Below are 24,519 nucleotides of genomic sequence, written 5' to 3'. Positions count from 1 at the left end.
AAGCTTCCGGCCATGACGAACAAGACCGTCCTCATCTCCGGCGCCAGCATCGCCGGTCCCGCGCTCGCCTTCTGGCTTTCCCGCCAGGGTTACGAGGTCACCGTGGTCGAACGGTCGGCGGAACTCCGCACCGGCGGCCAGGCTGTCGACTTCAAGGGCGCCACCCACCGCACCGTGCTGGAGCGGATGGGCATCCTCGACGAGGTGTACCGGCGCCAGACCGGCGGGCACGACCAGACCATCATCGACGCCACGGAACGCCCACTCGCCGTGATGCCCGGCGAGTTCACCGGCGGCGACGTCGAGATCCGGCGCGGCGACCTGGCCGAGATCCTCTACGAACGGACAGCCCAGGACTGCGAGTACGTCTTCGGTGACTCGATCACCTCGCTCACGGAGACCGCCGACGGCGTCGACGTCACCTTCGAACGCGGGGCACCGCGACGGTTCGACCTCGTCTTCGGCGCGGACGGCATCCACTCCACCGTGCGACGGCTGGCCTTCGGCCCGGAGACCGACTACGTGCAGCACCTCGGCCACTACTACGCCCTGGTCGAGACCGGGGAGACCGACGACTTCCGCGGCCCCGGCGGCACCTCGATCATGTACAACGAGCCCGGCCGCCTCGCCGCCACCGGCGGGCCCAAGGCGGCCGCGTTCTTCGTGTTCGCCTCCCCCGAAATCGCCTACGACCGGTACGACCCCGACCAGCAGAAGAAGATCCTGGCCGACGCGTTCGCCGACGGCGGCTGGCGGCTGCCCGAACTGATGGAAGCGGTGCGGCGGTCGGACGACGTCTACCTGGACTCGATCAGCCGCGTCACGATGGACAGCTACTCCACCGGCCGCGTCGCACTCCTCGGCGATTCGGCCTACGGCAACACCTTGGGCGGCTTCGGCACCGGCCTCGCCGTCGTTGCCGCGTACGTCATCGCGGGCGAACTCTCCGCCGCGAACGGCGACCACGAGGTGGCCTTCCGTCAGTACGACGAGAAGTTCCGCGGCTACGCCAAGATCGCCCGCGGCGCCAACGCGGGCCCGTTCCTCGCGCCGTCGTCGAAGCTGCGGATGAACCTGCGTAACCAGATGTTCCGGCGTCCGTTCATGCTCCGCTGGATGCTGTGGGTGACCGACAAGTTCGCCACCGACATCACCCTGGACGACTACCCCGCGCTCACCCACCGAGCGTGACCACCCGACTTCGGCATGCGCACGCCACCGTGCCGTGGTCGGCTGGACAGGGTTTCCCGCGTGACGTTTCCGGGGAAGACGTGTCTTACGGGAGTCACCCGAAGAAGGTGACGTGAAGGGAGCTTCGGATGGCGTCACTGCACAGGTGCGCTGGATGACGACGTCGGCGAGAGAGGACGCGCCCGCCGCCGGTGAAACCGTGCTGGACGACGCCACACTGGTGGCGCGGGCCCGCGACGGTGAGATCCGCGCGTACGAGCAGCTCGTCCTGCGCTTCCAGGGACCGATGTACCGGCTGGCGCTGCGGATGCTGGGGAACAAGGGCGACGCCGAGGACGTCGTCCAGGAGGTGTTCCTCACCGCCTGGCGACGGCTCGACCAGTTGCAGGAGGACGCGGCGTTCGTCGGCTGGCTCTACCGGACGACGACCAACCGGTGCCTCAACGTGATCCGCGCGCGGAAACCGGTGGCCGACGTCGAACTGGACCTGCGGGAGTCCGAGGGTCCGGCGGGCAGGCCGGATCACGCGGCCGAGACGAGCGCGCAGATGACGGCGCTGACCGGCGCGCTGGACCAACTGACCGCCGAGCAACGGGCCTGCTGGCTGTTGCGCGAGGTCCACGGCCGCTCCTACGAGGAGATCGCGAACGCGATCGGGGCGACCACCACGGCGGTGCGCGGACGCATCGCACGAGCACGAGCACAGTTGGCGGAGGTGATGGCGCCATGGCGATGAATCACGCGACCCAGGACTACCTGCTGCCGTGCGGCCGTGATGTGGAACAGGTCTGGGAACGGCTCGACGAGGTCGACGCCGGCCGGGCGGACGCGCACGAACTCGACTGCCCGCACTGCCGGGCGACCCGCGAGAGCCTCCGAGTGCTGCGCGGGCTGACCGGCGAGCTGGCCGCCGACGACGCCGAGCCGTCGCCGGACCTCGTCGGCCGCATCATGTCGGCGGTCCGCGCCGAGGTGCGGCGCCGCGATCTGGTGCCGCTGGCCAGCCCGGAACCGGGCGAGGTGCAGGTGAGCGACCAGGCTGTCGCGGCGGTACTGCGGTTCGCCGCGGATTCCGTCGACGGCGTCCGCGCGCGGCACTGCCGGGTCCGCCGATCGGGGGAAGACACCGACGCGCTGGCGGTGGACGTGGAATTGAGCCTCGCGATCGCGCACGATTTCGACGGCGGCTCCTTGGACGTCGTCCGGGAACGGGTCACCGCGGCCGCGGGTGCCCGCGTCGGCATCCGGCTGACCCGGCTGGATCTGGTGGTGGAGGACCTCTATGACGCGTGAACAGGCCCCGGCCGGGCAACTGGTCGAAACGGTCATCGCCCCGCCGGTGGTCGCGGCGGTCGCCGCGCATGCCGCGGCGAAGGTCCCCGGCGTGGTACGCCTGGAACCCGGTCTGCGCGGGCTGGCGGGTTCGCTGGCCCGGATCGCGCGGCAGCGGATCAAGGGTCTCGAACCGGCGCCGACCGAAGGGGTCCGCGCGTTCGTCGAGCACGATCCACCCGACGTGCGAGTGGAGATCGATCTCTCGCTCTCCGGCCTCGACCAGGCGGCCGCGACCGCGCAGGCGGTGCAACGTGCCGTCAGCCGGGCGGTCACCGAGGCGACCGGGCTCACGCCCTCGGCCGTCTCGGTGTCCATTTTGGACATCGAAATCCGTGGAGGACTGTTGTGACCGCACGTTCCGAACTGACCGCGTCGCTGCTCAGCGCGCTCCGAGACATCCCGGGGCTTCGCGCGGCGACACCGTCCACCACGGCCGCGGCCTCGGCGGTGCCGTGGGACCTCGACGTCATGGCCGTCGACATCTCCGAGGGCGTCGTCGAAATCCGCGTCGTCGCACTGGAGGTCCCGATCCCGCCGCTGACGGAGAACGCCGGTGCCGTACTGCGTGCCGTGCTGACCGGAACCGCTTGGGAGAACGCGAGTCTGCGCATCGTCGTGACCGATGTGGACGCCGCCGCGCTCGTTCCCTGAAGCTCACCGGCATGACGACGATCGCGGTGGCCGCGCCCGAGGGCGTGGCCACCGCGATCAGGGGGTGGGGACCTAGTTCTTGTTGGTGCCCGGCGTCATCACCTTGTCGATGACGAACACGGTGGCGTTCTTGGTGGGGATGTTGCCGCACAGGATCTTGGCGCCGTTGACGGTCATGTTCTCGCCGGAGCCCTCGATCTTGAGCGGGCCGCCCGCGGTGTTCAGGCTCTCCAGCGTCTTGGCCGACTCCAGGCCCTTGGCGTCGTAACGCTTGCCGACGACGTGGTACTGCAGGATCGGGGCCAGCTCGTCCGGCTTGCCCGCCAGCTCGGTGAACTTCGCGTCACCCAAGGCGGCGAACGCCGGGTCCGCGGGGGCGAACACGGTGATGGCCTGCTGGCTGTTGAGGGTGTCGACCAGATTGGTGGCCTTGACCGCGGCGACCAGCTTGGTCAGCAGCGGGTTGGTCGAGGCGGCGCTGGCGACCGGCTGCGGGCCCATCGAGTCCAGCGAACCGGCCTCACTGCCCTGCGGGAGCTGCGAACAAGCCGGGCCGAACACGTCGGCGTTGGTGGTGACGCCCTCGCCGGAAGCGGCGCTGGACATCGGGGCGGACATCGACGGGGACGGAGCGGGGGCACTGCTGGAGCTGCCGGACGAAGCGCTGTCACTACCACTGCAGGCGGTCAGGGCCAGCGCGGCGACCGCGGTGAAACCGATTCCTGCGACACGAAGCTTGCTCACGGAAAATCACTCCATTTGTTTTTCGGACTCTTACCGGGTATTCGGAACCGCCACCGAATCGGATTGCCACTCTTTCGAGTGATGCCGATCACCGTGCGGTGAAACTGATGACATGCCAGCCCGTCGCGCCGTCCGGAACGGTTCCGGCGCGGGCGTCGGTCTGCGTGTAGCCGGATTTGTCGACCGCCCGGACGGTGACCTGATGACTGCCAGCCGGGACGTCGAATTCGGTCCACCACATACGCCAGGTGTTGAGGCCGACCTCGCGGGAAAGCGTTGCGGGCTGCCAGTTCCCGTTCGCGCCGAGCCGGACTTCGACCCGCTCGATCCCGGTTCGCTGCGCCCACGCGATACCCGAGATCCGGACTTTGCCCGCGGGTACCGTTTCGAATCCTTTCGGACTGTCGATCCTGGACTGCGTTTTGATCGGGGCTTGTTCACCCCAGCCGCGGTCGAGCCAGTACGCGCGGCGCGCTTTCCAGGTGGTGACCTCGAGATCCTTGACCCATTTCGTCGCCGACACATATCCGTAAAGACCGGGAATGACCAGCCGGGCGGGAAAACCGTGTTCGACCGGCAGCGGTTCCCCGTTCATCCCGATAGCCAGCATCGCGCCCCGTTCCGGATCGAGTGCGGCGACGGCCGGGCTGCCGGAGGTCCAGCCGTCGACACTGGTGGAGAAGAGCTGCTCGGCCCCGGGCAGCACTTCGGCCTCCCGCAGCAGTTCCCCGAGATCGACGCCGATGAAGTTCGCCGTGGACACGTAGGTCCCGCCGACCTCGTTGGACACGCACGTCATGGTGATCGTGCGCTCGATCAGCGGCCGGTTCCGGATGTCGGCGTAGCTGTACCGCTTTTCGTTGCGCACCATGCCGTGCAGCCGGAGACTCCAGTCCTCGGCCCGGACCTGCGGCACCGACAACGCGGTGTCGACACGGTAGAAGTCGCGGTTCGAGGTGAGGAAGGTCGGCGTACCCAGTTTGGCGAAATCCGCGTCGGCCGGGATCGGCGGTGCCGGCCTGGCGGGGACGAGCGTGCCGATGGCCGCCCGTGAAGACTCCGCGTCCCTGGTACCGGCGAGGAGTTGCCCTCCGGCGCCCGCCGCTCCCGCGGCGACCACGGCACCCACTCCGGCCAGCAACACCGACCGTCGGGATGGTGACGCGGCATCGCCGGTGGCCTCCTCCTTGGCGTGCGCCCTGGCCGTGGCCAGGCGGTGCAGCCAGAGGAAGACGCCGACTCCGGCGATCAGGCTGGCCAGCGGTGCCAGCAACGCGACCAAAGTGAGGTCGGGCCGCTGCGACACGGCGAAACCACCCAGCAGGCCGAAAGCGGCGATCAGCACGACCCCCGGAACGGGTGAACGCCGCGAGGCGACCCCCGCCGCGGCGGCGGCGAGCACCATCACCACGGCCATTCCGCCGAGCAGCACGAGTTTGTCGTAGACGCCGAACGTCCGGACCGCGAAGTCCTTCAGCTCCACCGGGGTCAGGTCGATCGCCCCGTTGCCGACCGCCAGGTACGGCGAAGCGTTGGCGCTGATGAACCCTGCCACCAGATGGCCTGCCGCCAGCGCCGCGGCGAGCGCCACGACACCGACCGCCGCCGCCCCGAACAGCGGGAGACGGGGTTCCTGATCGGCTCGCGAAGTCTTCATGCCAGGTATTCGCGGCCGACCGGCTCGCGGACAGGTCTCCCGCAATTAGTCGCCTACTTGCGGCCTGGGGACGCACGCGGCGCGGGTCGGTGCCCCTTCCGACGCGGCGCGTGAAGGCCCCCTTCCCTCGGCTCAGCCGAGGAAACTCGACCTTCACACCTTCCCTAAGTACGGGAAGGACCCCTTCCTGTACTTAGGCGCAAGCAAGGGGGCCTTCACGTACCTCGCGCGACCAGCGCGCCGGAAGACGACGAGTCAAGGTGGCCTTCACGGACTTCATAGTCACGGCCGCCCCAGCGGTCACCAGGGATCACATCGGCAGGCAGTGAAGGCCACCTTCACTACTTTCAGGGTAGGCAAGGAGGCCTTCACGGCCAGGTGAGCGCCTCCGGCAGACGGGGCTCGGCCAGGTTCCGGCTTGGTGGCGGTGACGTGCTCCCAATGTCACATTGGGGGCGCTGAGCGCCTCCAATGCGGCATTGGGGGCATCACCTCAGCGCGAGGCACCCCGGCCGACGGCGTTCCCAAGTACATGAAGGCCCCCTTCCTTGCGCCTAGGTACAGGAAGGGGGCCTTCATGTACTTCACACAGGCCGCAGGACTACCCACCCGAGTTGCCCTGCTCACCCCGGCTTGCATGGTCATACACAACTATGCATATACTTCCATCATGTCCAAGGTACTCACCTCTCTGCCTGTCGGCGAACGCGTCGGGATCGCCTTCTCCGGCGGCCTCGACACCTCGGTAGCGGTCGCGTGGATGCGCGAGAAGGGTGCAGTGCCGTGCACCTACACCGCTGACATCGGCCAGTACGACGAGCCCGACATCGAGTCGGTCCCGGGCCGGGCGAAGGCCTACGGAGCCGAGATCGCGCGCGCCGTCGACTGCAAGGCCGCGCTGGTCGAGGAAGGGCTCGCGGCGCTGGCCTGCGGCGCCTTCCACATCCGAAACGGCGGCCGCACCTACTTCAACACCACCCCGCTCGGCCGCGCGGTCACCGGCACGCTGCTGGTGCGCGCGATGCTCGAGGACGACGTCCAGATCTGGGGCGACGGCTCCACCTTCAAGGGCAACGACATCGAGCGGTTCTACCGCTACGGCCTGCTCGCGAACCCGTCCCTGCGGATCTACAAGCCGTGGCTGGACGCCGCGTTCGTCAGCGAGCTCGGCGGCCGCAAGGAGATGTCCGAGTGGCTGCAGAGCCACGGTCTCCCCTACCGGGACAGCACCGAGAAGGCCTACTCCACGGACGCGAACATCTGGGGTGCGACCCACGAGGCCAAGTCGCTGGAGCACCTCGACACCGGCATCGAGATCGTCAACCCGATCATGGGCGTGCGGTTCTGGGACCCCGAAGTCGAGATCGCGCCCGAAAACGTCACGATCGGCTTCGAGCAGGGCCGCCCGGTGACGATCAACGGCAAGGAGTTCGCCACCGCGGTCGACCTGGTCCTGGAGGCCAACTCCATCGGCGGGCGGCATGGGCTCGGCATGTCCGACCAGATCGAGAACCGGATCATCGAGGCCAAGAGCCGCGGCATCTACGAGGCGCCGGGTATGGCGCTGCTGCACGCGGCGTACGAGCGGCTCGTCAACGCGATCCACAACGAGGACACCCTCGCCAGCTATCACAACGAGGGCCGTCGTCTCGGCAGGCTCATGTACGAAGGCCGCTGGCTGGACCCGCAGGCGATGATGCTGCGCGAGTCGCTTCAGCGGTGGGTCGGCGCGGCCGTCACGGGCGAGGTCACCCTGCGGCTGCGGCGCGGCGAGGACTACTCGATCCTCGACACCACCGGCCCGTTCTTCAGCTACCACCCGGACAAGCTGTCGATGGAGCGCACCGAGGACTCGGCGTTCGGTCCGGTGGACCGGATCGGCCAGCTCACCATGCGGAACCTCGACATCGCCGACTCCCGCGCCAAGCTTGAGCAGTACGCCGGGCTCGGCATGGTCGGCGGCGGGCACCCGACGCTGATCGGCGCCGCGCAGGCCGCGTCGACCGGCCTGATCGGGGCGATGGACGCGGGTGGCGCGCAGGTGATCGCCTCGCGTGGCAAGGCTTCGGGCGAGGACGAACTGCTCGACCACGCCGCCATCGAGTCCGGCACGGACTGAATCAACACGAACTGACCCGAACCAACGGGACGCGAAGCGCCGGGCGCGCGGCATCGAAGCCGTTCGTCCGGCGCTGTTCTTTCAACCGGTCAAGGACTGGGTGCCGAGGACGGTGAGCAGCGCGAGCCGCTCGGCGGCGTCGGAACCTGGCTCGGCCGTGTAGACCATGATGTGCAGGTCACAGCCTTCGACGGTCAGGACGTCGCAGTCCAGTTCGACCGGCCCGACCGTCGGATGGTCGATGACCTTGCGCGTGGACTCGTGCCGTCCGACGGCGCCGGAATCCCACCACCGCGCGAACCGGGGACTCCCGCCGCGCAGCTCCGCGACCAGCCGGGCGAGCCACTGATCGGCCGGGTAGCGGGCGGCCGCCGAGCGCAGATCCGCGACGAGGACGGATTCGAAGGCACGCAACGACTCCGGGGTGTGCCGGGCGCGCGTGCCCTCACCGAGGAAGTGCCGCCAGACGGCGTTGCGCTCGTATCCGCGCGCCGGGGACGGATCACCCATCAGGGCGGCGTACGGCGGGTTCGCGGACAGCAGCGTCCAGGTGGCGTCGAACACCGCGACGGGTATCCCGGTCATCCGGTCGATCAGCCGCTGGACACCGGGCGTGAGGTACGCGGAAACGACGTCCGGCCCCGGAGTCGCCAGTCCGGCCAGGGTGAACAGATGGGCTCGTTCGGGCGCGGCGAGCCGAAGCGCTCTCGCCAGCGCCTCGACGACCTGATCCGACGGATGCGACGCGCGGCCTTGTTCCAGCCTGGTCACGTAGTCGACGGAAATCCCCGCCAGCAGGGCCAGTTCCTCTCGGCGCAGCCCGGCCGCGCGCCGCTGACCGTCCTCGGGAAGGCCGACGTCCGACGGGGCCACCCGGTCACGCCAGCGCCGTACCGCCCGCCCGAACTCCGTCGCCGCCATGTCCCCCAGTCTGCCCCGCTCCCCCACGCGGCGCCTGGTACCGCGAGTCCCAGGAAGACGGGTCGACTGGCTGTCCGTCCTCGCCGCGGCGAATCTGGCCCCATGACGACCACACTGATCACCGGGGCCAACAAGGGCCTCGGTCGCGAAACCGCCCGCCGCCTCATCGCCGACGGGCACACTGTCTACCTCGGCAGCCGCGATGCCGGACGCGGCCGCCTCGCGGCGGAAGAACTGGGCGCGCGCCTGATCGTCCTCGACGTCACGGACGACGCGTCCGTCGAAGCCGCCGCGAAGACCATCGAGGCCGAGGGCGGGCTGGACGTCCTGGTCAACAACGCGGGCATCGAGATCCGGCCCGTACCCGGTGCCGCGGACCTGACCGCGGACGAACTGCGCAGCACCTTCGAGACCAACGTCTTCGGCACCGCGCGGGTGACGCACGCGTTCCTGCCCCTGCTGCGGCGCTCGGCCGCGCCCGTGGTGGTCAACGTCAGCAGCGGCCTCGCGTCGCTCACCGGGCTGACCATGACCGACTCGCCGGCGTACGCCTATCCGGGGGTGTCGTATCCGGCGTCGAAGGCCGCGGTCAACGTGCTCACCGTCCAGTACGCCAAGGCGTTCCCCGGTATGCGGATCAACGCGGTCGAGCCGGGGTACACCGCGACCGACCTCAATGGACGGTCAGGACACCAGACCGTCGAGGAGGGCGCCGAGATCATCGTCCGGATGGCGTCGGTCGGGCCGGACGGCCCGACCGGCGGCTACTTCGACGTCTCGGGGCCGCTCCCCTGGTGAGTCCAAACAGCCTCGAAATCGGCGCAGACCACCACGATCGACCCACCGATGAGCTGGATCTCGTGACGGCAGCCCCGCTCGTGCGGCAGGGTCTCGTCGAGCTGGACCGGCCCCTCGCCGGACTCGAGCCTCAGGTCTTCGACCCGGCGGTAGGTGATGGTGAGGACCACCGGGGTCCCTTCGTGCCAGGAGAACCGGGCGGTGACAGCCAGTTCCCGGTTCTCCCGCGCGAAGTCGACCGCGACGAGGTGGAGGTCCTTGATGCAGCGATCCCCGAAGAAGCTGTAGTGATCCGGGTCGGTGGCGAACCGGGCCGCACCCGGCGGCAGCTCGGCCGCCAGGTCCGGCAAGCGCTCCAGGTAGGCGGCAGGGTCGAGGAAGAACCCCGTCGGCTCCGGGACGATCTTGACGTACTCCATCCCGACAGTTTCCCAGGTCACCGGCCGCCGACCTCGGCCCGCCTCCGCCCCAGTTCGTCGACCAGCCGGGTGATCTCGACCTGACCGATCGCTTCGGCCACCACGGAAACCGACGCGATGCTCTCGATCCGGTACTGGACAGGGACCCCGCCCGCGGCCCGCGACTGTGCTTCGGCGTCCGCCTTCTTCTCCGCTTCGACGGACGAGAACACACTGCCCGCCCCGCCGTTGACACAGCTGATCGAGCCCGAACCGTTCAGCGGCAGGCTCGCCGTGTTCTGGCAGCTGCCGGCCGAGCGGCCGCCGATGGTCACGTTCGCGGTCATCGTGGCGTTGACCTGGCCGGTGACCTTCCCGCCGCCGTTCGCCGACGCGGAGTTGGACACGTTCGCGGTCACCGTGCAGCCCGAGGCACTGCACGCGACCGTGGCCGCGCCGTCCATGTCGAACCGCACGCCGGTGTCGACCGCGCCGGACAGTTTCTTGGTGTTCGACACCAGGTCTTCGTAGACGGCGTCGGTCTCCTGCGGCGACAGAGCGTCCACATCGGACTCGCCGAGGCTGCCGCCCGTCGGCATCTGTGGCCGGGACTCCGGGCCGGGCATCGTCGGCAGCCGCGGGACGGACGGCATCCCGCCGGGCACCTTCACGGAGAAGCGGAGGAGCCGGTGCGGCGCCTCCTTCGAGACGTACAGGTCACCGGCGGACGTGCTGGCCTTGAGCGCCGGGATGTCCCGGACGGTCTCGTTCTGGTCGCCGGGGATCTCGTCCGCCCGCTCCAGTGCTTCGCGCAGGCGGGTGGCGAGCTTCTCCGGCGCCTCGAACTGCTGAAGGACCGGGCCGAACAGCGCGTCCTCACCGGTGATCCACCGGTCCTTGAGATCGTCGGCCGCCGACGAGTCCACTTGCGACCCCGGCAGCATGCCGTCAGGTGCCTTGAAGTAGACCTTGCCGCCGACGACGAGGATCTCGATCTTCCTGCCCTGGAAGGACATGGTGCCCGACGTCTCACCGAACGCGGTGGTCTTGACGTCGGTCTTGATCATCCCGCCGACGGAGGAGGTGCTGTTCCGGACCGCCGGCGCCGAAGCGAGCCCGGCCAGCGCCTGCTCGAAAGGCTCGCGGCCCGCTTTCGAGGGCCACAGCAGCCAGGTCGTCAGTCCGGCGAGGAGCACCACCACCAGCCCGGCGATACCGCCGAACAGCAGCCACCGCCGGGGTTTCCTGGCGGGCGGCGCCGGTACCGGTTGGGGAACCCAGCCCTGCGGCGGCGGCCACTGCGCGCCTTGGGGTGGGAATGTCTGCTCCACGTCGCCTCCATCGCTGAAATCACCGGACGACGTCACGCTAGGGAGCGAGGATGAAAACTTGATGAAACGCGATCAGGTGAATCGGTAGGGCGCGGGAGCCGGTGCGCTCAGCGCGTACCGGACGGCTTCGGCGCGGGAGTGGAAGCCCGCCTTCGCGAACAGGTTGTTGATGTGGGTCTTGACCGTGGCCTCGCTGATCACCAGCCGCGCGGCGATCTCCGGGTTCCGCAGGCCCTCGCCGATCAGCCCGAGGATCTCCTTCTCCCGCGCGGTGAACCCGAAGCGGTCGCCGTCGTCGGCCGCCCGCGCGCGGCGTGACGCGAGGGTGAGGAGCCGTCGTTGAACGTCCGGGGCGAGTACGACCTGGCCCTCGGCGGCGGTGCGCACGGCCTGCTCGATCTTCGCCCGGTCTGCCTCCTTGGTGAGGTAACCGCTCGCGCCCGCTTCGAGCGCGGCCAGGATCGACTCGTCGTCGTCGAGACTGGTCAGCACCACGACCTGGACCTCCGGCGTCACGGCCTTGATCCGGCCGGTCGCCTCGACCCCGTTGAGCACCGGCATGTGGAGATCCATCAGCACGACGTCCGGCGTGTGCCGGGAGACCGCGGCGACGGCCTCCTCGCCGTTGGTGGCCGTGGCGAGGACGGTGATGCCGTCGGCGATGTCGAGCATCACCGCGAGGGCTTCCCGTACGGACGCCTGGTCGTCGACGACGATCAGCGACACGGTCACCTCGGTGCCTCCCCTGTTCAACGGCGGGTCATCCTGGCCTGCAAATCGTCGAGGAACGGCGACGTGGTGTGCGCCTTGCCGTCCTCGCCCTTCTTCCAGACGATACGGCTGTCGGTGCGCACCGCCCTGGCGAGCACCACGACGCCCTCGACGAGCATGCCGACACCGATGGTCAGCATGACACTGTTGCCGCCGGAGGCGACTCCGGTGATCAGGCCCAGCAGCAGGTTCGCGCCGACCTTGGCGGCCACGTTCAGCACCCACAACGCGACCGTGAGCCAGGTGTACCGCATGTGTGCGACGCCGTCTTGCTGGTAGATCCGGATGCTGGCCCCTCGCAGGACGCCGAACAGGACACCGATCGCGAGGGTGCCCGCCAGGAACGCCACCGCGGTCGCGGATTTCACACTCTCATCCACATTGGACAGCCCGATCACGGCGAGGATCGCGGGCAGCAGCAGCATCCGCTTGGCCTCGGCCACGTCCCCGGCCATGCGGCGGATGAGGACGTATCCGACGGCGGCGACGATCAGGACGATTTCGACAGGAGTGCTCATGGTTTCCCCCTCGGGTTCGAAGACACTTCGACGCTAAGGCGATGAGCGCGAGCCGTCGTGCGGCGACGGCCGTATCTTCGGGTGGAGAACCCTCTCCACCCAAGGAGCGTCGATGACCGGAAGCACCACGGTGCTCCGCCGGGAACGGGTCGCCGGCCGGCTGATCCAGCCGGTGCTGATCACGGCGGCGATCGCCGTGACCGGTGCCAGGATCTTCACTCAGGACGTCCTCTTCCGGCCGCTGACGACAGCTGTCTTCGTCCTCGTCGCGCTCTTCGCCTTGGTGTCGTTACTGCCGTGGGACCGGCTTCCGCAGCGGGCACAGACGCTGCTCTCGGGCGGATACGCCGTCTCCGCCGCGGTGCTCCTTCCCCTGGCTCCGCAGACCTCCGCGCCGTTCTTCGCCTACCTCGCCGCCGCGGTCGCCGGGATCAAACTCGCCTCCCGCACCACGGCGATCGCGATCGCGGCCCTCGACGCCGTCTGCTGCGCCGTGGCGGTCGCGGTGGCCACCGCGCTGAGCCCGGCCACGGACGAATGGCCGTGGTGGCTCGCGCTTTCGGTGGGCCTGCCGGTCCTGCTCGGCATCGCCCGCCGAGACCGGCGCGACGCGCTTTCGAACGCCCAACGGGCCGCCGCGTCCGAGGCGCGGGAAGCGGCGTTGCTGGAGCGGACGCGGATCGCGCGGGAGTTGCACGACGTCCTCGGCCACTCGCTGACCGGGATCGCCCTGCAACTCGACATGGCCGACGCGCTCACCGCCAACGGCCGGGACACCGAAGCGGGCGATGCCGTGCGCCGCGCGCGTTCGCTGGCGGTGGACGGGATCGGGCGGATGCGGCAGGCGGTGCACGAACTCCGCGAGGACGCCCTGCCGCTGGAAAAGACGCTCGCCGCGTTGTGCGCGGGCGAGGGAGTGCCGTTCGACGTCGAAGGCCCCGCGAGGCGTCTCGGTGGCGCCGCCGCGCACACCCTGGTCCGCGCCGCGCAGGAGGCGCTGACGAACGCGGCCAAGTACGCCCCCGGCACCGGGCGCGCGGTGAAACTCGTGTTCGCCCCGGAGATGGTCACGCTCGTCGTCACGAACGGCGCCGCCGAAGGGCGTCCGGCGCCGGACGCCGGCAGCGGGATGGGACTGGTCGGGATGCGGGAACGGGCCGCCGCGCTGGGCGGCTCGGCGAAGGCGGGCCCGGCGCCGGGCGGCGGCTGGACGGTCGAGGTCCGCCTGCCCTGGACGGAATGAGTCCCCGGCCGCGCCGGGCGGACGCGGCCGGGGACCCTGGTCTGTCGCTGCCGTCGCTCAGCTGCCCTGAAGGCCCTTGCGCTGGAACGAGATCCGGTGCAGCCCGCCGGGCGTTTCGTCGGCGAGGTAAAGCTCACCGTTCTGGTCGGTGCCGAACGTGGTGGCGTCGAGCGGGAACTCCCCGATCCGGGCGCTTTCGTAGGTCCCGTCGGCCTTCTTGCGGACGGCCCAGGCCGTGCCCTGGCAGAAGTCGGTGGCGAGGTAGATCCCACCGGCGAGCGAAGCGTACTTCCTGCCGCGGTAGACGTGTCCGCCGATCACCGCGCAGCCCTCCGCGCCGGAGATGTAGTGGAAGACCGGCTCGGTGTAGGTCACGCCGTCCTTGCACCGCGTCTGATCGAACACGACCGGGCCCTCCTTGCAGGACCAGCCGAAGTTCGCGCCTCCCTTGCCCTTCGCGATGTGGTCGACCTCCTCGAACCGGCCCTGGCCGACGTCGCCGATCCACAGCGAGCCGTCGGCCGGGTCGAAGGAGAACCGCCACGGGTTGCGCAACCCGTACGACCAGATCTCCGGACGCGCGCCCGCGACACCGACGAACGGGTTGCCCGCCGGGACGCAATACCCCAGCGGACGGCACGCGCGGCTGACGTCGACGCGCAGGATCTTGCCCAGCAGCGTGTCCAGCCGCTGCCCGCTGGCCAGCGGGTCGCCCCCGCCGCCACCGTCGCCGATCCCCCAGTACAGGAACCCGTCCGGGCCGAACGCCAGCTGGCCGCCGTTGTGGTTGGGGAACTCGGAATGCGGCTGTGTCAGCAGTTCGGTGACCTCGCCGGTGTCCGGCCGGACCCGCGACAGCGTGACCGCGCTGTCGGACTTGCGGGTGTAGGCGACGTAGACGCGCCTGTCCTTCGCGACGGCCAACCCGAGCAGCCCGCGCTCGACGTCCGCGCCGTTCACCTTGGCGCTGATGTCCAAGAACGGCCTGGCGGCGAGGCCGGTCCGGGGATGATAGGACCGGACGACGCCCCTCTTCTCCACGACGAGGATCCGTCCGCTCCCGTCGTTGAGCGCCGTGATGGCGGTCGGGTTCACCAGCCCGGAAGCGACCTGGGTCGCGGTGGCGGTCAGCTCCGCGAGCGGAACACCTCGCGCTTCCCGCGGTTCCGCGCTGCTCGCCGCCGGGAGGAGGGCTCCCGCCAAGGCGAGCCCGGCCACCAGGGACAACCCCCGGCGAAGATGCCGTCGCGTCATGTGGACTCCAATCACCGTTGAATGGTCTGGTCCAATTCAACAGCGGTCGGAGCAGCGGGGGTACCTCCATCTGCGAGCTTTTCGTCGATTTCTTTCCCCCGGACCCCGTCATCTACTTGCCCAAGATCATTCTCCTGGCGTTCATCCTTCTTTCGGGGCAATTCGGACATCGGCCATACCCCGGAGTAGCCACATGTGTGACCTCTGTATGCTCCGCTCTCGCCCGATGGGATTACTTATCCCCCATGTGGGCGAGCCGTTGCGGTCGGGGCCTGTGGTCGCAAGCGGCACTGGCATTCGTGGTCCGTATCGGATGGGAGACATATGCACGGCAGGTCAGTTCTGGTTCGCGGTGGGATCGCGGTCGCTTCCGCGGCCGTCGCGATGACGATGGCCGCTCCGGCCGCCCTCGCCGACGACGGCGCGGCGCGGGGCCGGGTCGTCGAAAGCGCCGGCACCGTGGGTTTCAGCGTCAACTTCGGGGACAACAAGAACTATGTCGCGAAGCTGTTCGGGCTGAAGCTCTCCGACGGCAGCAAGCTCAAGATGTACTGCGTTCAGGTCGAGGTCGGCATGCGCACCGACCAGGACATGATCGAGCGCCCGTGGAACAAGTACCCGGACGCCGCCTCGCCGTTCAACAAGAACAACGAGAAGATCAACTGGGTGCTGCACCACGGCTACCCGGCGGTCGCGGCGAAGACGCTCGAGAGCACGCTCGGCAAGGCGGACGTCAAGCTGAACGAAGGCCTGTCCACCGAGGAGGCCGTCACCGCGACGCAGGCCGCGGTCTGGCACTTCAGTGACGGCAAGGACCTCGACCGCAAGAAGCCGCTGCCCCACGAGGGCGCCGAAGAGTCCGCCGACGTGCTGGCGCTCTACGACTACCTCACCGGCAAGGGCAACGTCGGCATCGGCCAGCAGCCGAAGCCGACCCTCGACATCGGCCCGGCCAAGGCCAACGGCACGCCCGGTACCCGGATCGGCCCGTTCAGCGTGGCCACCACCGGTGACATCACCGAGCTGACCAGCAAGCTGCCCGAGGGCGTCAAGGTCACCGACGCCGACGGCAAGGAGATCAAGGCCGCCGCCATCAAGGACGGCACCAAGGTCTACATCGACGTCCCCAAGGACGCCAAGGACGGCAACGGTTCGTTCACGCTGAAGGTCAGCGGCCACCTCGACACCGGCCGCCTGTTCGTGGGCGAGAACTACGCCAAGGTCCCCGCGCAGTCGCTGATCGTCGCGGAGTCCGAGAAGACCTCGGTCGTCGCGAACGCGACCGCGAACTGGAAGCAGGGCGCTCCCACGACCGAAGCCCCCGCCCCCTCCACGCCCGGTGGCGCCGAGTCGGGTGGCGGCAACGAGCTGGCGAACACCGGTGCTTCCGCGACCCTGCCGCTGGTCATCGGCGGCTCGCTCCTCGGCGCGGGTGTGCTGATGGTGCTGCTGGTCCGTCGTCGCCGTAGCCAGGCGTAACAAACGAATCGAAGAACGGGGCCGGTCCATTGTGGACCGGCCCCGTTTTCGTTCACCGGCCCCGTTTCGTTCACCGGCCATAGTGCGAGCCCCGGCGTGTGCCCAAAGGCGCGTTTCGGTGGTGGCACGACGACGGGCAGTGCCGCGCTGTTCCTGCGCCACCTCGGCGGGGCCGGATCACGCTGGTTCACTGGGCGTATCTGGGCACGTCCTCTATATCGACGGCCTCGCGAGCCCCATCATCGGCGCCCTCCCGACCACACGTCCCTTCGAACGGCGTTGCTGCCCCTCATCGTCAAGATCCTTCGAAGGCGTGAAAGCTCATCAACAGGCGAATCCGACACGATGACAACGAATTCATTGGTCCACTATGGACAAACTGCGGATTTCGCAGCGACTGGCCGGAAACGCTCGTGCTGACGCACGTGCATCGACCCCTGGGTTAAGATGGCGCCTCCCACACTTTCTCGCCTGCAACCGCACCATTGGAGAGACTGGCCTACTGATACCAAATGGGGGGACACCGCATGAACAACCCAGGACGGCGCCTGCAACAGCTGGAAGCAGCCTGGAAAAGCGGTGGGGTCAGACCATGACCGACCCGGCCGGCCCCGGATTTCCCGCGGAGCGGCCATGGCAGGTTCCTGCTCCTCCGGCGGTGTTCGAAGCGCGTGAGCGGTTCACCGCCGAACTGGATCGGCTCTGGAGCGAAAGCACCGGACGGCATCTGGTGGTGGTGAGCGGAGTGGGTGGTGTCGGCAAAACCTCGCTCGCCTTGGATTGGCTCTACGGCAAGGCGGCCGAGTTCCCGCAGGGCATCCTGTACAGCGACCTCGGCGGCGCGCGCGAGCAGCCACCGGAAGACCCCAGCGAAGTCCTGTACGGCTTCCTGACGGCGTTGGGGACTTCACCCGCGGAGATCCCCATGAGCCTGGATCAGCGAGCGGCCGCGTTCCGCACCGCCACCGCGTCGCGGCGGATCGCAGTCCTGCTCGACGACGCCGCGTCCGTCGCCCAGGTCCGCCCGCTCCTCCCCGCCGGGCAGGCGGCGGTCGTCGTCGTCACCAGCCGATGGCGGCTCACCGATCTCGGCATCGACGGGGCGCAGTTCGTCGATCTCCCGCCCCTTACCGAGCCTCAGGCTCGGGAGTTGTTCGAGCGGTACGCCGGAACCGAACGCGTCCGATCCGATCCGCCCGCCGCACGCGAGATCGCGGCCTCTTGCGGCGGACTCCCGCTGGCGCTGTCGCTGGTCGCGGCGAGGCTGAGGACCCGGCCGCGGCGCAGCCTTGCCCGCGAAGCCGCCGCCTACGGACGCTGGACGTCGTCGGAACGGGCTGCGGACAAGGCGCTTTCGCTGAACGCGATCTTCGAGGTCGTCTACGAAGGGCTCCCGCAGAGCGCGGCGCGCGTGTATCTCGCCTGCGGTGTGCACCCAGGTCCGTACTTCTCCACCGAAGCCTTGGCAGCGGCACTCAGCCGTCCGGCAGGCGCGGTCGAGGATGACATCGACGAACTGATCGAGGCGAACCTCCTTTCCGAAACCGGCGAAGACCGGCTCATCCAGCACATGGTGTTGCGCAGTGACGCGCGCACGCGCGCCGCCATCTCGTTGTCGGCCGACGAGCGGGATCGGCTGGCCCACTCGTTCGCCCGCTGGTATCTCGACCGGGTGTTGGCGGCCGACGAGGTCATCCATCCTCACCGTGCGAGATTCGCCTCACGCGAAGCGCGATCGAAAGATTTCGCCGGGCGCGCCGATGGACTCGCCTGGTGGCGGGATCAGCTGCCCGTGATCCGCGCGGTGTTCGCCCTGGCGGCGGAGCAGGAGTGGGAGGACATCGTCTGGCAGCTCTGCGAAGCGTCGTGGGGTTTCTTCCTGCACCACAGGGACTACCAGTCGTGGATCGCGACGTTCGAACGCGGCGTCCTTGCCGCGACTCGGGTGCATCTGCCACTGGTGCAAGCACGGCTCAGGTGCCAGCTCGCGTTCGCGTACGCCGGACTCGGGTGGTACGGCAAGGCTGCCGAGGAGAACGTCGTCGCGCTTCGCCTGGGACAGCGTGAGGACGACGGCCCGACCCAGGCGACCGCGCTCTCACAGCTCGGTCGAGCCGCACGAGGGCAGGGGGATCTCGACGGCGCGCTCGACTTCTATCGCCAGGCCGCCGACCTGCAGGAGCGGCTGGGCATCCCCCGGGGCGTCGCGTTGTGCCGACGCCGCCAGGGTGAGGTACTGGCGAAGCTCGGCCGGTACAGCGAGGCCATGATCGAACTGACCGCGGCGGCGACCATGATGGCCGAACTCGGTGATGCCGCCCAGCACGCCCGATCCGTCATGGCGCTCGCCAAGATCCATGCCGCGGAAGGGCGCGCCGGTGACGCGATCGCCCGGCTGGCCGACTCGCTACGGACGGTACGGGCACTCGATTCCCCTTACTACACAGCTGAAATCCTCGCCACCCTCGGAGAGATCGAGCTGCAGAACGGCCGCGAGAAGGAGGGCAGCGGCCACCTCGCCGAAGCTCGAACCCTCTACGCCGAACTGGGTGATCCCCGAACCGTCGAACTCGGCGACTGAGCTCAACCGAGTGCTCCAGCGCTCCGGCGACCGCCGTGGTTCCGTTGCCACCGCGGTGATTCCCGCTGTGCGGGTGGCGATGACGTAACCGCCGGGATGAGCGGCGACCGCGGCACTTGCACCGGGCCGACGGCGCAGAGCGCCCCCGACGACGCTCTGCGCCGCGTGGGCCGTCTCGCGGTCTTCTCGAAGAAGAACGTCTCCGGCGGCCGCCCACCCCTCAGGCACGGCGTCGACTGCGACAACAAGGGCATCGCCAGCAAAATCGTTGACATGCAAACGAATCCTGGCCACGCCGGGGACCAGGCGGTGAACGGAACCCACGATGGTCATGGCCTCACACCTCGATCGGACGAGGCGCGGGCAGCATCGGGACGACCGGCGGAGCGTCCGGTTCCGGAATTCCCAAAAGCCGGTACATCGCCGAACGCAGGATCCCGGCCGCTTCACCCGGTCTGGAACTGATCGCCCGCGCCGCGACCGAAGACAGCCGATCTCGGCGGCGAACCGCCTCGGCTTCCTGCTCCGGCAACGAACCCCCGTCCAGAGGCGGAGCGTGCTCCCGGACGAGATCGGCGATACTGCCCTCGCGGAGCCCGTCCCCCGGCTCGGTGGCCAGGGTGACCGGGCGGCCGATCGCGGCGGCGTACGCGGTGGTCGATCCGTGGTCACCGATCACCCAGTCCGAAGCGATCATGGTCGCCTGCCAGCCGCGATCCGGCGGGATGAGCAGCAGCCCCGCCTCGACGCAGTCGGAGAGCCAGGCCGTCACCTGCCTGCGCCCGTGGACGGTCCACACGTTCGGGTGCAATACCACCGACACCGCGTACCGGGCGGGAGGGAGGGCGTCCAGAACCGCCCGGCACAGACTCGGCACCCGACCGAAGATCGAGTCGGTCGACCAGGTCGAACTGATCGTGACCAGCCGCCGCCGCGGATTCAGCCCCAGTTCCCGGCGGTAGTGCTCACGGAACTCCATTCCCGCGCTCATCCGGTCGAGGCAGATGTCGCCGGCGACGACGGCGACGGGCAACGCTTCCGGGCAGAGGGAACCGAGTGCCGCCCTCTCGTCCTCCGTGGCCAGCGCGAGGACCGCAGGCAGGATCCGGCCCCGATAGGTCAGGAGTTCGCGGTCCAGGCCGGTAGCGGGCAATGACGGCGTTTCGGCCTTCAGGCTGTATCGATGCGATTTCATCGTCCCCGCGCCGTGCCCGATCAGCAGGATCGGCCCCCGGAGTTGCTCGAGGTGGCGATGGCTCGCCGCGAGGACGAGGTCGAACGTGTGCTGGACCGCCTGCTCCCAAGGCAGGAGAAGACCGTGCTGCTCGCGAACGAACTCCTCGACCCCCGGCCAGTGATCGGTCGTGTGCGGAACAGTGAACACGACCTGTACCCGATGGTCCGATTCGAGCAACGGCACGATGTCCAGTAGCCGGGTTCCCGCGGTCATCGTCGGGACGACGACGAGCGCCGTCCGGCACCCGGCTCGCGTCACCCGTGCCTCCGCGCCCGCCCCGACCGGCCCCCGAATCCACATCTCCCTGCTCACGAACTTCCCCTTTCGTCGGTGAACGTGGAAAGGAGAGTGGCCCCGGCACCTGACACCGGCCTTTCGCCCGGCGGTTGAAACTCCTGACAAACGATCACCGATCGTCCGGTCCGCACAGGTCACCCTGGTTCGAAACGGAAAAGAATGTGAAACTGGAGAGCGAGGCGAGGGGCGGCAGCACACACTGCCGATGGGAAGGGGGCCTCCATGGAAGTTGCCTTCGGAGTTCTCGGGCAGACTACGGTGCGAATGCACGGGAATATGGCCGCGAATTGGGGACGGCCACGCGAACAGGGGATACTCGCCGCACTCCTCACCAGGCCCGGCCGTCGCCTTTCGATAGAAAACGTAGTCGAATGGGTTTGGGACGAACAAGAACAACGTCCACGCGACCCTCGATCTACGATGTACCAATACGTGACACGCCTTCGTCACCTTTTCCGGGAAGTGCGCGCACCGGCGGCACTGGTCACCGCGAACGGCAGATACACCCTCGACGTCGACCCCTCACTGATCGACTACGTGGCCTTCCGTACGAAGATGGCGAACGCCAGAGCGCTCGGTGACAGCGGGGAACTTCGACGTGCGTGTGAAACCGCGGCCGCGGCGGTGGCATTGTGGCGAGAGCATCCGCTGGCCGACCTCACGACGCGCCCGGCCGAGGACTGGCGTACGTCGTTCATCCAGGCGGACTGGATTCCCGCGAACGCCTTCCTACTCGACAAACTGATCGCCACCGAACAATCGATCGCCGCGCTGCACCGTCTCGAGGACCTCGATCGCGACCATCCGGAAGAACTCGATTTCGCCAAACTCCGAATCAAGGCACTGAACTCGGCCGGCCGTCGCGGGGAAATCCCGGCGTTCTACTTGAGGAAGTACCGGGCGTTCCGCGACGAGGGCGACGTACAGGCGGCGGGTGAACTCCGCGAATTCCACGAAGCACTCACGCCCCCGACTCCGAAATCCATTCATATCAACACCGGAACCGCTGACAGAAAACCGGAGCAAGTCGAGGAAAGCGTCATCCCACTGCGACGGCTGCCGCGTGATATCGACCGCTTCGTGGGCCGCGAGGACATCCTGACGAACCTCGATTCCTTGACCATCGACGCGACAGGGGATCCACTGGGAACGATCGTCTGCGTGACCGGCCCGCCAGGGGTCGGCAAGACGACGACCATCGGGCACTGGGCCCACCGCGCCGCCGAACGGTTCGCCAACGGCGCGATCATGATCGACCTGCACGGGTTCAGCCGGACTCCGCGACTGGAAGCCACCGACGTCGTGGATATCCTGCTTTCGGCGGTGTTCGACTTCGCCGTCGACCGAATCGTCAGCCCGGCAGGGCGAATGGCGAAGCTGACCACACTCCTTTCCCAGCGACCCGCGCTCGTCGTACTGGACAACGTGGAGAACTTCGGCCACGTCCAGCCGCTGCTGGACACGCTGACCTCGTGCACGGTGATCCTCACCTCCCGACGGCGCCTGACCCCACTGACGGCCCTGCACAACGTCCCGTCGATCTCACTCGAACCGTTGTCACCTGCCGAGTCGTGCGAACTGCTGTCGCACCGCATGCGAGAACGCGGGCAGCACGAACCCGAAGTCCTCGACGCGCTCGCGCGGCTGTGCGACGGCATCCCGCTCGCCTTGAGCATCGTGGCCGACCGTGCGGCGACCCGCGGCGGGTTGCGCCTGCGCACACTGGCCAATCAGCTGAAGGACGCGGAAACCCTCCTGACGATCGGCGACGACGGGGACGGCGCCGGAATCCACCTGCAGTCCGCGTACTCGTGGTCGTACAACGCGCTCGAAGAGGCCGAACAGCGCATGTTCCGCCTTCTCGGCCTGCACCCCGGCACGGAGATGAGCCCGGCGGCACTCGCCGCGGCGGGGGCGACCAGTATCCCCGCCGCACGAAGGTCGCTCGACGCGCTCTTCTCCGCGCACCTGATCCAGCATCCCGGCGATCTCGACCGCTATCGCATGCACGACATCCTCCACCGGTACGCGGCGACCCTCGCCGGTCGCGAAAGCGACGGTGACGGCCCTCGACGGCGATTGCTGTCGTTCTACTTGCACACTGCCTTCAACGCCCATATGACGGTATATCCCCATAAACCTCGCCCGCCGATGCCTCCTGTCGAGCCCGGCGCGACACCGTTGGACTTCGATTCGCCGGCCGCCGCCCGCCAGTGGTGCTTGAACGCGAGGAGCAACCTCAACGCATTGGTGGAGGACTCTCATGCCCACGGACTCCACGAGTACGCCTGGCGGATCCCCCACGTCACCAGCGACATCTACGACAGGTACGGATTCTACGACGACATCGTGAACGGGCTGACGATCGCCGCCCAGTCGGCAGCGGCCATCGGGGATCCGGTCGCCGAAGCGAGCACGCTCAACGACCTCGGCCAGGTCCACATGCTCCTCGGGAATGACCGGACGGCGGATCGCTATCTCAAGATCGCGTATGACCTCGTTCTCCAGCAGGGCGACGACTTCGGCAGGCTCACCGTCCTCCTCAACATGGCCAGGCGCCACCACCACGCCGGCCGCAAGGACGAGGCGATCGCCCGATATCGCGATTGCCTCAAGCTGGCGCACGTCGTACGCGATCCGGGCCACCTCGGTACCGCGGAGCATCGACTGGGAAACGCTCTCGAAGTCGCGGGAGAGCACGCTACCGCCGTCGAACACTATCGACGTGCGCTGGGGCATCGCAGGGAAACCGGCGACACTTCCGGGCAGATGGCGGTCCACACGGCTTTGGCGGGCGTGCTGACCCACCTGAGCCGGTACGACGAAGCCACGCTGCACGGCAACAAGGCCTTGCTGCTGGCCGATGAGATCCATCATCTACCGGCCACCATGAAGCTGTACACGGTGCTCGCCTCCCTCGCGCACGCGCAACTCAAGGACCGCGAAGCACTCCAGTACGCGGACCACGCCGTCGATCTCGCCGAGCGCACCCACCACGCGACGGGTCAGGCCCGAGCACTCGCCACCCTGGGACGAATCCTCGCCGAGCGAGGGAACTCTCCCGACGCACGGGAGGTTCTCGACCGCGCGGCAGTGCTCTACCGCGACCGGGGGCGGCATGTGAAGGCCGCCGAACTAGAGCAGCGGATCGCCGAACTCGGCGAGAACGTGACTGGGATCCCGGCCACGATCCCAGTGACGCGAAAAGGTGACGAGGACACGGTCGCGATGCTGCCGCCGTCCCGGCGGGCAGTCAAGAAGTACACGGATCGGTGAATTCGCCTGTTCGCAGTGAGGTAGCGAGCGCCCGTCTTTCGGTTGATAGCCGCAGCTAGCACGTGCGACGACGCAACTTTCAGTAGACCGCCCCTGGTCAAGACTCCACTGTTGAACCTTGCGCAAGACAACTCGGCGGCCCTACGCTCCTCAGGCATATCCGAGTTGATCGACTCGGGTGGCGCGCCTCCCGAACCCCCGAAAAGGATTGCACTTGAACAAGTTCCTGCGTTCCATGCCTGCGATGACCATGTTGCTCGCGACCGCCTCCGTGCTGGCGTTCAGCGACTGGTGGCGCACATATTGATGCGACACAGGTGGGCGGCGAACACGGATAGTGACGCTAGGAGCGATCGCCATCTTTCGGGCCGCCTCCCTTGGGTCTGAGCCGGACCCCGTTCTGCAGCAGCATCCGTCGGGCAACTCCGAAGCTCAGCCCGAATCTCTTCGCCACATCGTGAATGTTCGCCCCGCCGAGGTACGCCTCGACGAGACCCGGTGGGGCCGACGGCGTCGTCGGCCCCACTTGTCTCAGCTCCACACCGGCCGTTATGAGTGAAGCGCGCGCCTTGTAGTAGGTCATCCCGAAGCGGGCAGCGAGTTCCGTGATCGTGGCGCCGTCTTCGTACGCTCGCACCAACTCAGCGTCGACCTCGAGTTCACGACCCTCTCCACGGGCGTCGGAATCGCCCGGGTCCGTCATCTCAAGGCCACCACC

Annotated in this window: 21 protein-coding genes; 11 read left to right on the top strand and 10 right to left on the bottom strand. The window is 68.4% G+C overall.

Annotated elements, in window-relative coordinates; translation table 11 throughout:
- The first annotated feature begins 12 nt into the window (after nt 1-12).
- The 5 genes from ACLARN_RS35740 (at nt 13) to ACLARN_RS35720 (ending at nt 3,177) form a co-directional block, all read left to right on the top strand.
- Nucleotides 13-1,191: an FAD-dependent monooxygenase gene (locus ACLARN_RS35740; RefSeq protein WP_409495893.1), complete on the top strand. Its 1,179-nt coding sequence runs from the start codon at nt 13-15 to the stop codon at nt 1,189-1,191.
- Nucleotides 1,192-1,345: 154 nt separating this feature from the next.
- Nucleotides 1,346-1,927, top strand: coding sequence for an RNA polymerase sigma factor (locus ACLARN_RS35735; RefSeq protein WP_409495892.1), 582 nt, complete (start codon nt 1,346-1,348; stop codon nt 1,925-1,927).
- Nucleotides 1,918-2,484, top strand: coding sequence for an Asp23/Gls24 family envelope stress response protein (locus ACLARN_RS35730; RefSeq protein ID WP_409495891.1), 567 nt, complete (start codon nt 1,918-1,920; stop codon nt 2,482-2,484). The genes ACLARN_RS35735 and ACLARN_RS35730 overlap by 10 nt, the downstream gene beginning before the upstream one ends.
- Nucleotides 2,474-2,875: an Asp23/Gls24 family envelope stress response protein gene (locus tag ACLARN_RS35725; RefSeq protein WP_409495890.1), complete on the top strand. Its 402-nt coding sequence runs from the start codon at nt 2,474-2,476 to the stop codon at nt 2,873-2,875. The genes ACLARN_RS35730 and ACLARN_RS35725 overlap by 11 nt, the downstream gene beginning before the upstream one ends.
- Nucleotides 2,872-3,177: a hypothetical protein gene (locus ACLARN_RS35720; protein ID WP_409495889.1), complete on the top strand. Its 306-nt coding sequence runs from the start codon at nt 2,872-2,874 to the stop codon at nt 3,175-3,177. Before ACLARN_RS35725 ends, ACLARN_RS35720 begins: the two co-directional genes overlap by 4 nt.
- Nucleotides 3,178-3,249: 72 nt before the next feature.
- Here ACLARN_RS35720 and ACLARN_RS35715 read toward each other — a convergent pair whose 3' ends face one another.
- Both ACLARN_RS35715 and ACLARN_RS35710 read right to left on the bottom strand, forming a co-directional pair.
- On the bottom strand, nt 3,250-3,921 hold the full coding sequence (locus tag ACLARN_RS35715; protein ID WP_409495888.1) for a fasciclin domain-containing protein: 672 nt from the start codon (nt 3,919-3,921) through the stop codon (nt 3,250-3,252).
- An 88-nt stretch (nt 3,922-4,009) separates the two neighbouring features.
- Complete coding sequence (locus ACLARN_RS35710) at nt 4,010-5,578, bottom strand: molybdopterin-dependent oxidoreductase (RefSeq protein WP_409495887.1); 1,569 nt, start codon at nt 5,576-5,578, stop codon at nt 4,010-4,012.
- A 670-nt stretch (nt 5,579-6,248) separates the two neighbouring features.
- Here ACLARN_RS35710 and argG point away from each other — a divergent pair.
- Nucleotides 6,249-7,697, top strand: coding sequence for an argininosuccinate synthase (gene argG, locus ACLARN_RS35705; protein ID WP_409495886.1), 1,449 nt, complete (start codon nt 6,249-6,251; stop codon nt 7,695-7,697).
- 81 nt (nt 7,698-7,778) lie between these two features.
- On the opposite strand, the gene ACLARN_RS35700 is transcribed toward argG, so the two are convergent.
- Nucleotides 7,779-8,618, bottom strand: coding sequence for a helix-turn-helix transcriptional regulator (locus tag ACLARN_RS35700; RefSeq protein ID WP_409495885.1), 840 nt, complete (start codon nt 8,616-8,618; stop codon nt 7,779-7,781).
- A 102-nt stretch (nt 8,619-8,720) separates the two neighbouring features.
- Here ACLARN_RS35700 and ACLARN_RS35695 point away from each other — a divergent pair, with 102 nt between their 5' ends.
- Nucleotides 8,721-9,416, top strand: coding sequence for an SDR family oxidoreductase (locus ACLARN_RS35695; RefSeq protein WP_409495884.1), 696 nt, complete (start codon nt 8,721-8,723; stop codon nt 9,414-9,416).
- On the opposite strand, the gene ACLARN_RS35690 is transcribed toward ACLARN_RS35695, so the two are convergent.
- The 4 genes from ACLARN_RS35690 to ACLARN_RS35675 all read right to left on the bottom strand — a co-directional run bounded on the left by ACLARN_RS35690 (nt 9,383) and on the right by ACLARN_RS35675 (nt 12,434).
- On the bottom strand, nt 9,383-9,856 hold the full coding sequence (locus ACLARN_RS35690) for a hypothetical protein (RefSeq protein WP_409495883.1): 474 nt from the start codon (nt 9,854-9,856) through the stop codon (nt 9,383-9,385). The two genes, ACLARN_RS35695 and ACLARN_RS35690, sit on opposite strands and share 34 nt — an antisense overlap.
- Nucleotides 9,853-11,145, bottom strand: a complete 1,293-nt coding sequence (locus tag ACLARN_RS35685; RefSeq protein ID WP_409495882.1) for an SON protein — start codon at nt 11,143-11,145, stop codon at nt 9,853-9,855. Before ACLARN_RS35685 ends, ACLARN_RS35690 begins: the two co-directional genes overlap by 4 nt.
- A gap of 72 nt (nt 11,146-11,217) precedes the next feature.
- A complete protein-coding gene (locus tag ACLARN_RS35680) occupies nt 11,218-11,877 on the bottom strand; it encodes a response regulator (RefSeq protein ID WP_409495881.1) in 660 nt (219 codons plus the stop codon).
- A 17-nt stretch (nt 11,878-11,894) separates the two neighbouring features.
- A complete protein-coding gene (locus tag ACLARN_RS35675; protein ID WP_409495880.1) occupies nt 11,895-12,434 on the bottom strand; it encodes a DUF1453 domain-containing protein in 540 nt (179 codons plus the stop codon).
- 112 nt (nt 12,435-12,546) lie between these two features.
- Here ACLARN_RS35675 and ACLARN_RS35670 point away from each other — a divergent pair, with 112 nt between their 5' ends.
- Nucleotides 12,547-13,677, top strand: a complete 1,131-nt coding sequence (locus tag ACLARN_RS35670; RefSeq protein WP_409495879.1) for a sensor histidine kinase — start codon at nt 12,547-12,549, stop codon at nt 13,675-13,677.
- 57 nt (nt 13,678-13,734) lie between these two features.
- Here ACLARN_RS35670 and ACLARN_RS35665 read toward each other — a convergent pair whose 3' ends face one another.
- The gene (locus ACLARN_RS35665) at nt 13,735-14,931 is read right to left on the bottom strand and encodes a PQQ-dependent sugar dehydrogenase (RefSeq protein WP_409495878.1); all 1,197 of its coding nucleotides are present in this window, start codon (nt 14,929-14,931) and stop codon (nt 13,735-13,737) included.
- A 324-nt stretch (nt 14,932-15,255) separates the two neighbouring features.
- On the opposite strand from ACLARN_RS35665, the gene ACLARN_RS35660 reads away from it, so the two are divergent.
- On the top strand, nt 15,256-16,410 hold the full coding sequence (locus ACLARN_RS35660) for a thioester domain-containing protein (RefSeq protein WP_409495877.1): 1,155 nt from the start codon (nt 15,256-15,258) through the stop codon (nt 16,408-16,410).
- Between the two features lie 592 nt (nt 16,411-17,002).
- Nucleotides 17,003-18,991 carry a tetratricopeptide repeat protein gene (locus tag ACLARN_RS35655; RefSeq protein WP_409495876.1) on the top strand — a complete coding sequence of 663 codons (1,989 nt, stop codon included), beginning with the start codon at nt 17,003-17,005 and terminating at the stop codon, nt 18,989-18,991.
- 337 nt (nt 18,992-19,328) lie between these two features.
- Here ACLARN_RS35655 and ACLARN_RS35650 read toward each other — a convergent pair whose 3' ends face one another.
- Nucleotides 19,329-20,540: a hypothetical protein gene (locus ACLARN_RS35650; RefSeq protein ID WP_409495875.1), complete on the bottom strand. Its 1,212-nt coding sequence runs from the start codon at nt 20,538-20,540 to the stop codon at nt 19,329-19,331.
- Nucleotides 20,541-20,957: 417 nt separating this feature from the next.
- Here ACLARN_RS35650 and ACLARN_RS35645 point away from each other — a divergent pair, with 417 nt between their 5' ends.
- Nucleotides 20,958-23,801 carry an ATP-binding protein gene (locus ACLARN_RS35645; protein ID WP_409495874.1) on the top strand — a complete coding sequence of 948 codons (2,844 nt, stop codon included), beginning with the start codon at nt 20,958-20,960 and terminating at the stop codon, nt 23,799-23,801.
- A gap of 343 nt (nt 23,802-24,144) precedes the next feature.
- On the opposite strand, the gene ACLARN_RS35640 is transcribed toward ACLARN_RS35645, so the two are convergent.
- Nucleotides 24,145-24,504, bottom strand: coding sequence for a helix-turn-helix domain-containing protein (locus tag ACLARN_RS35640; RefSeq protein WP_409495873.1), 360 nt, complete (start codon nt 24,502-24,504; stop codon nt 24,145-24,147).
- Between the last annotated feature and the right edge of the window lie 15 nt (nt 24,505-24,519).

This window comes from Amycolatopsis sp. cmx-11-12, from assembly GCF_046269425.1.
Taxonomy (GTDB): Bacteria; Actinomycetota; Actinomycetes; order Mycobacteriales; family Pseudonocardiaceae; genus Amycolatopsis.
This window is presented reverse-complemented; position numbering and strand designations above follow the sequence as displayed.

Excerpts from the sequence above, each read along its gene's own strand:
- ACLARN_RS35660 (WP_409495877.1), top strand. The coding sequence starts at position 15,256 with ATGCACGGCAGGTCAGTTCTGGTTCGCGGTGGGATCGCGGTCGCTTCC.
- ACLARN_RS35675 (WP_409495880.1), bottom strand. The coding sequence starts at position 12,434 with ATGAGCACTCCTGTCGAAATCGTCCTGATCGTCGCCGCCGTCGGATAC.
- ACLARN_RS35710 (WP_409495887.1), bottom strand. The coding sequence starts at position 5,578 with ATGAAGACTTCGCGAGCCGATCAGGAACCCCGTCTCCCGCTGTTCGGG.
- ACLARN_RS35700 (WP_409495885.1), bottom strand. The coding sequence starts at position 8,618 with ATGGCGGCGACGGAGTTCGGGCGGGCGGTACGGCGCTGGCGTGACCGG.
- ACLARN_RS35665 (WP_409495878.1), bottom strand. The coding sequence starts at position 14,931 with ATGACGCGACGGCATCTTCGCCGGGGGTTGTCCCTGGTGGCCGGGCTC.
- argG (WP_409495886.1), top strand. The coding sequence starts at position 6,249 with ATGTCCAAGGTACTCACCTCTCTGCCTGTCGGCGAACGCGTCGGGATC.
- ACLARN_RS35730 (WP_409495891.1), top strand. The coding sequence starts at position 1,918 with ATGGCGATGAATCACGCGACCCAGGACTACCTGCTGCCGTGCGGCCGT.
- ACLARN_RS35655 (WP_409495876.1), top strand. The coding sequence starts at position 17,003 with ATGACCGACCCGGCCGGCCCCGGATTTCCCGCGGAGCGGCCATGGCAG.
- ACLARN_RS35725 (WP_409495890.1), top strand. The coding sequence starts at position 2,474 with ATGACGCGTGAACAGGCCCCGGCCGGGCAACTGGTCGAAACGGTCATC.
- ACLARN_RS35735 (WP_409495892.1), top strand. The coding sequence starts at position 1,346 with ATGACGACGTCGGCGAGAGAGGACGCGCCCGCCGCCGGTGAAACCGTG.
- ACLARN_RS35640 (WP_409495873.1), bottom strand. The coding sequence starts at position 24,504 with ATGACGGACCCGGGCGATTCCGACGCCCGTGGAGAGGGTCGTGAACTC.
- ACLARN_RS35740 (WP_409495893.1), top strand. The coding sequence starts at position 13 with ATGACGAACAAGACCGTCCTCATCTCCGGCGCCAGCATCGCCGGTCCC.
- ACLARN_RS35670 (WP_409495879.1), top strand. The coding sequence starts at position 12,547 with ATGACCGGAAGCACCACGGTGCTCCGCCGGGAACGGGTCGCCGGCCGG.
- ACLARN_RS35695 (WP_409495884.1), top strand. The coding sequence starts at position 8,721 with ATGACGACCACACTGATCACCGGGGCCAACAAGGGCCTCGGTCGCGAA.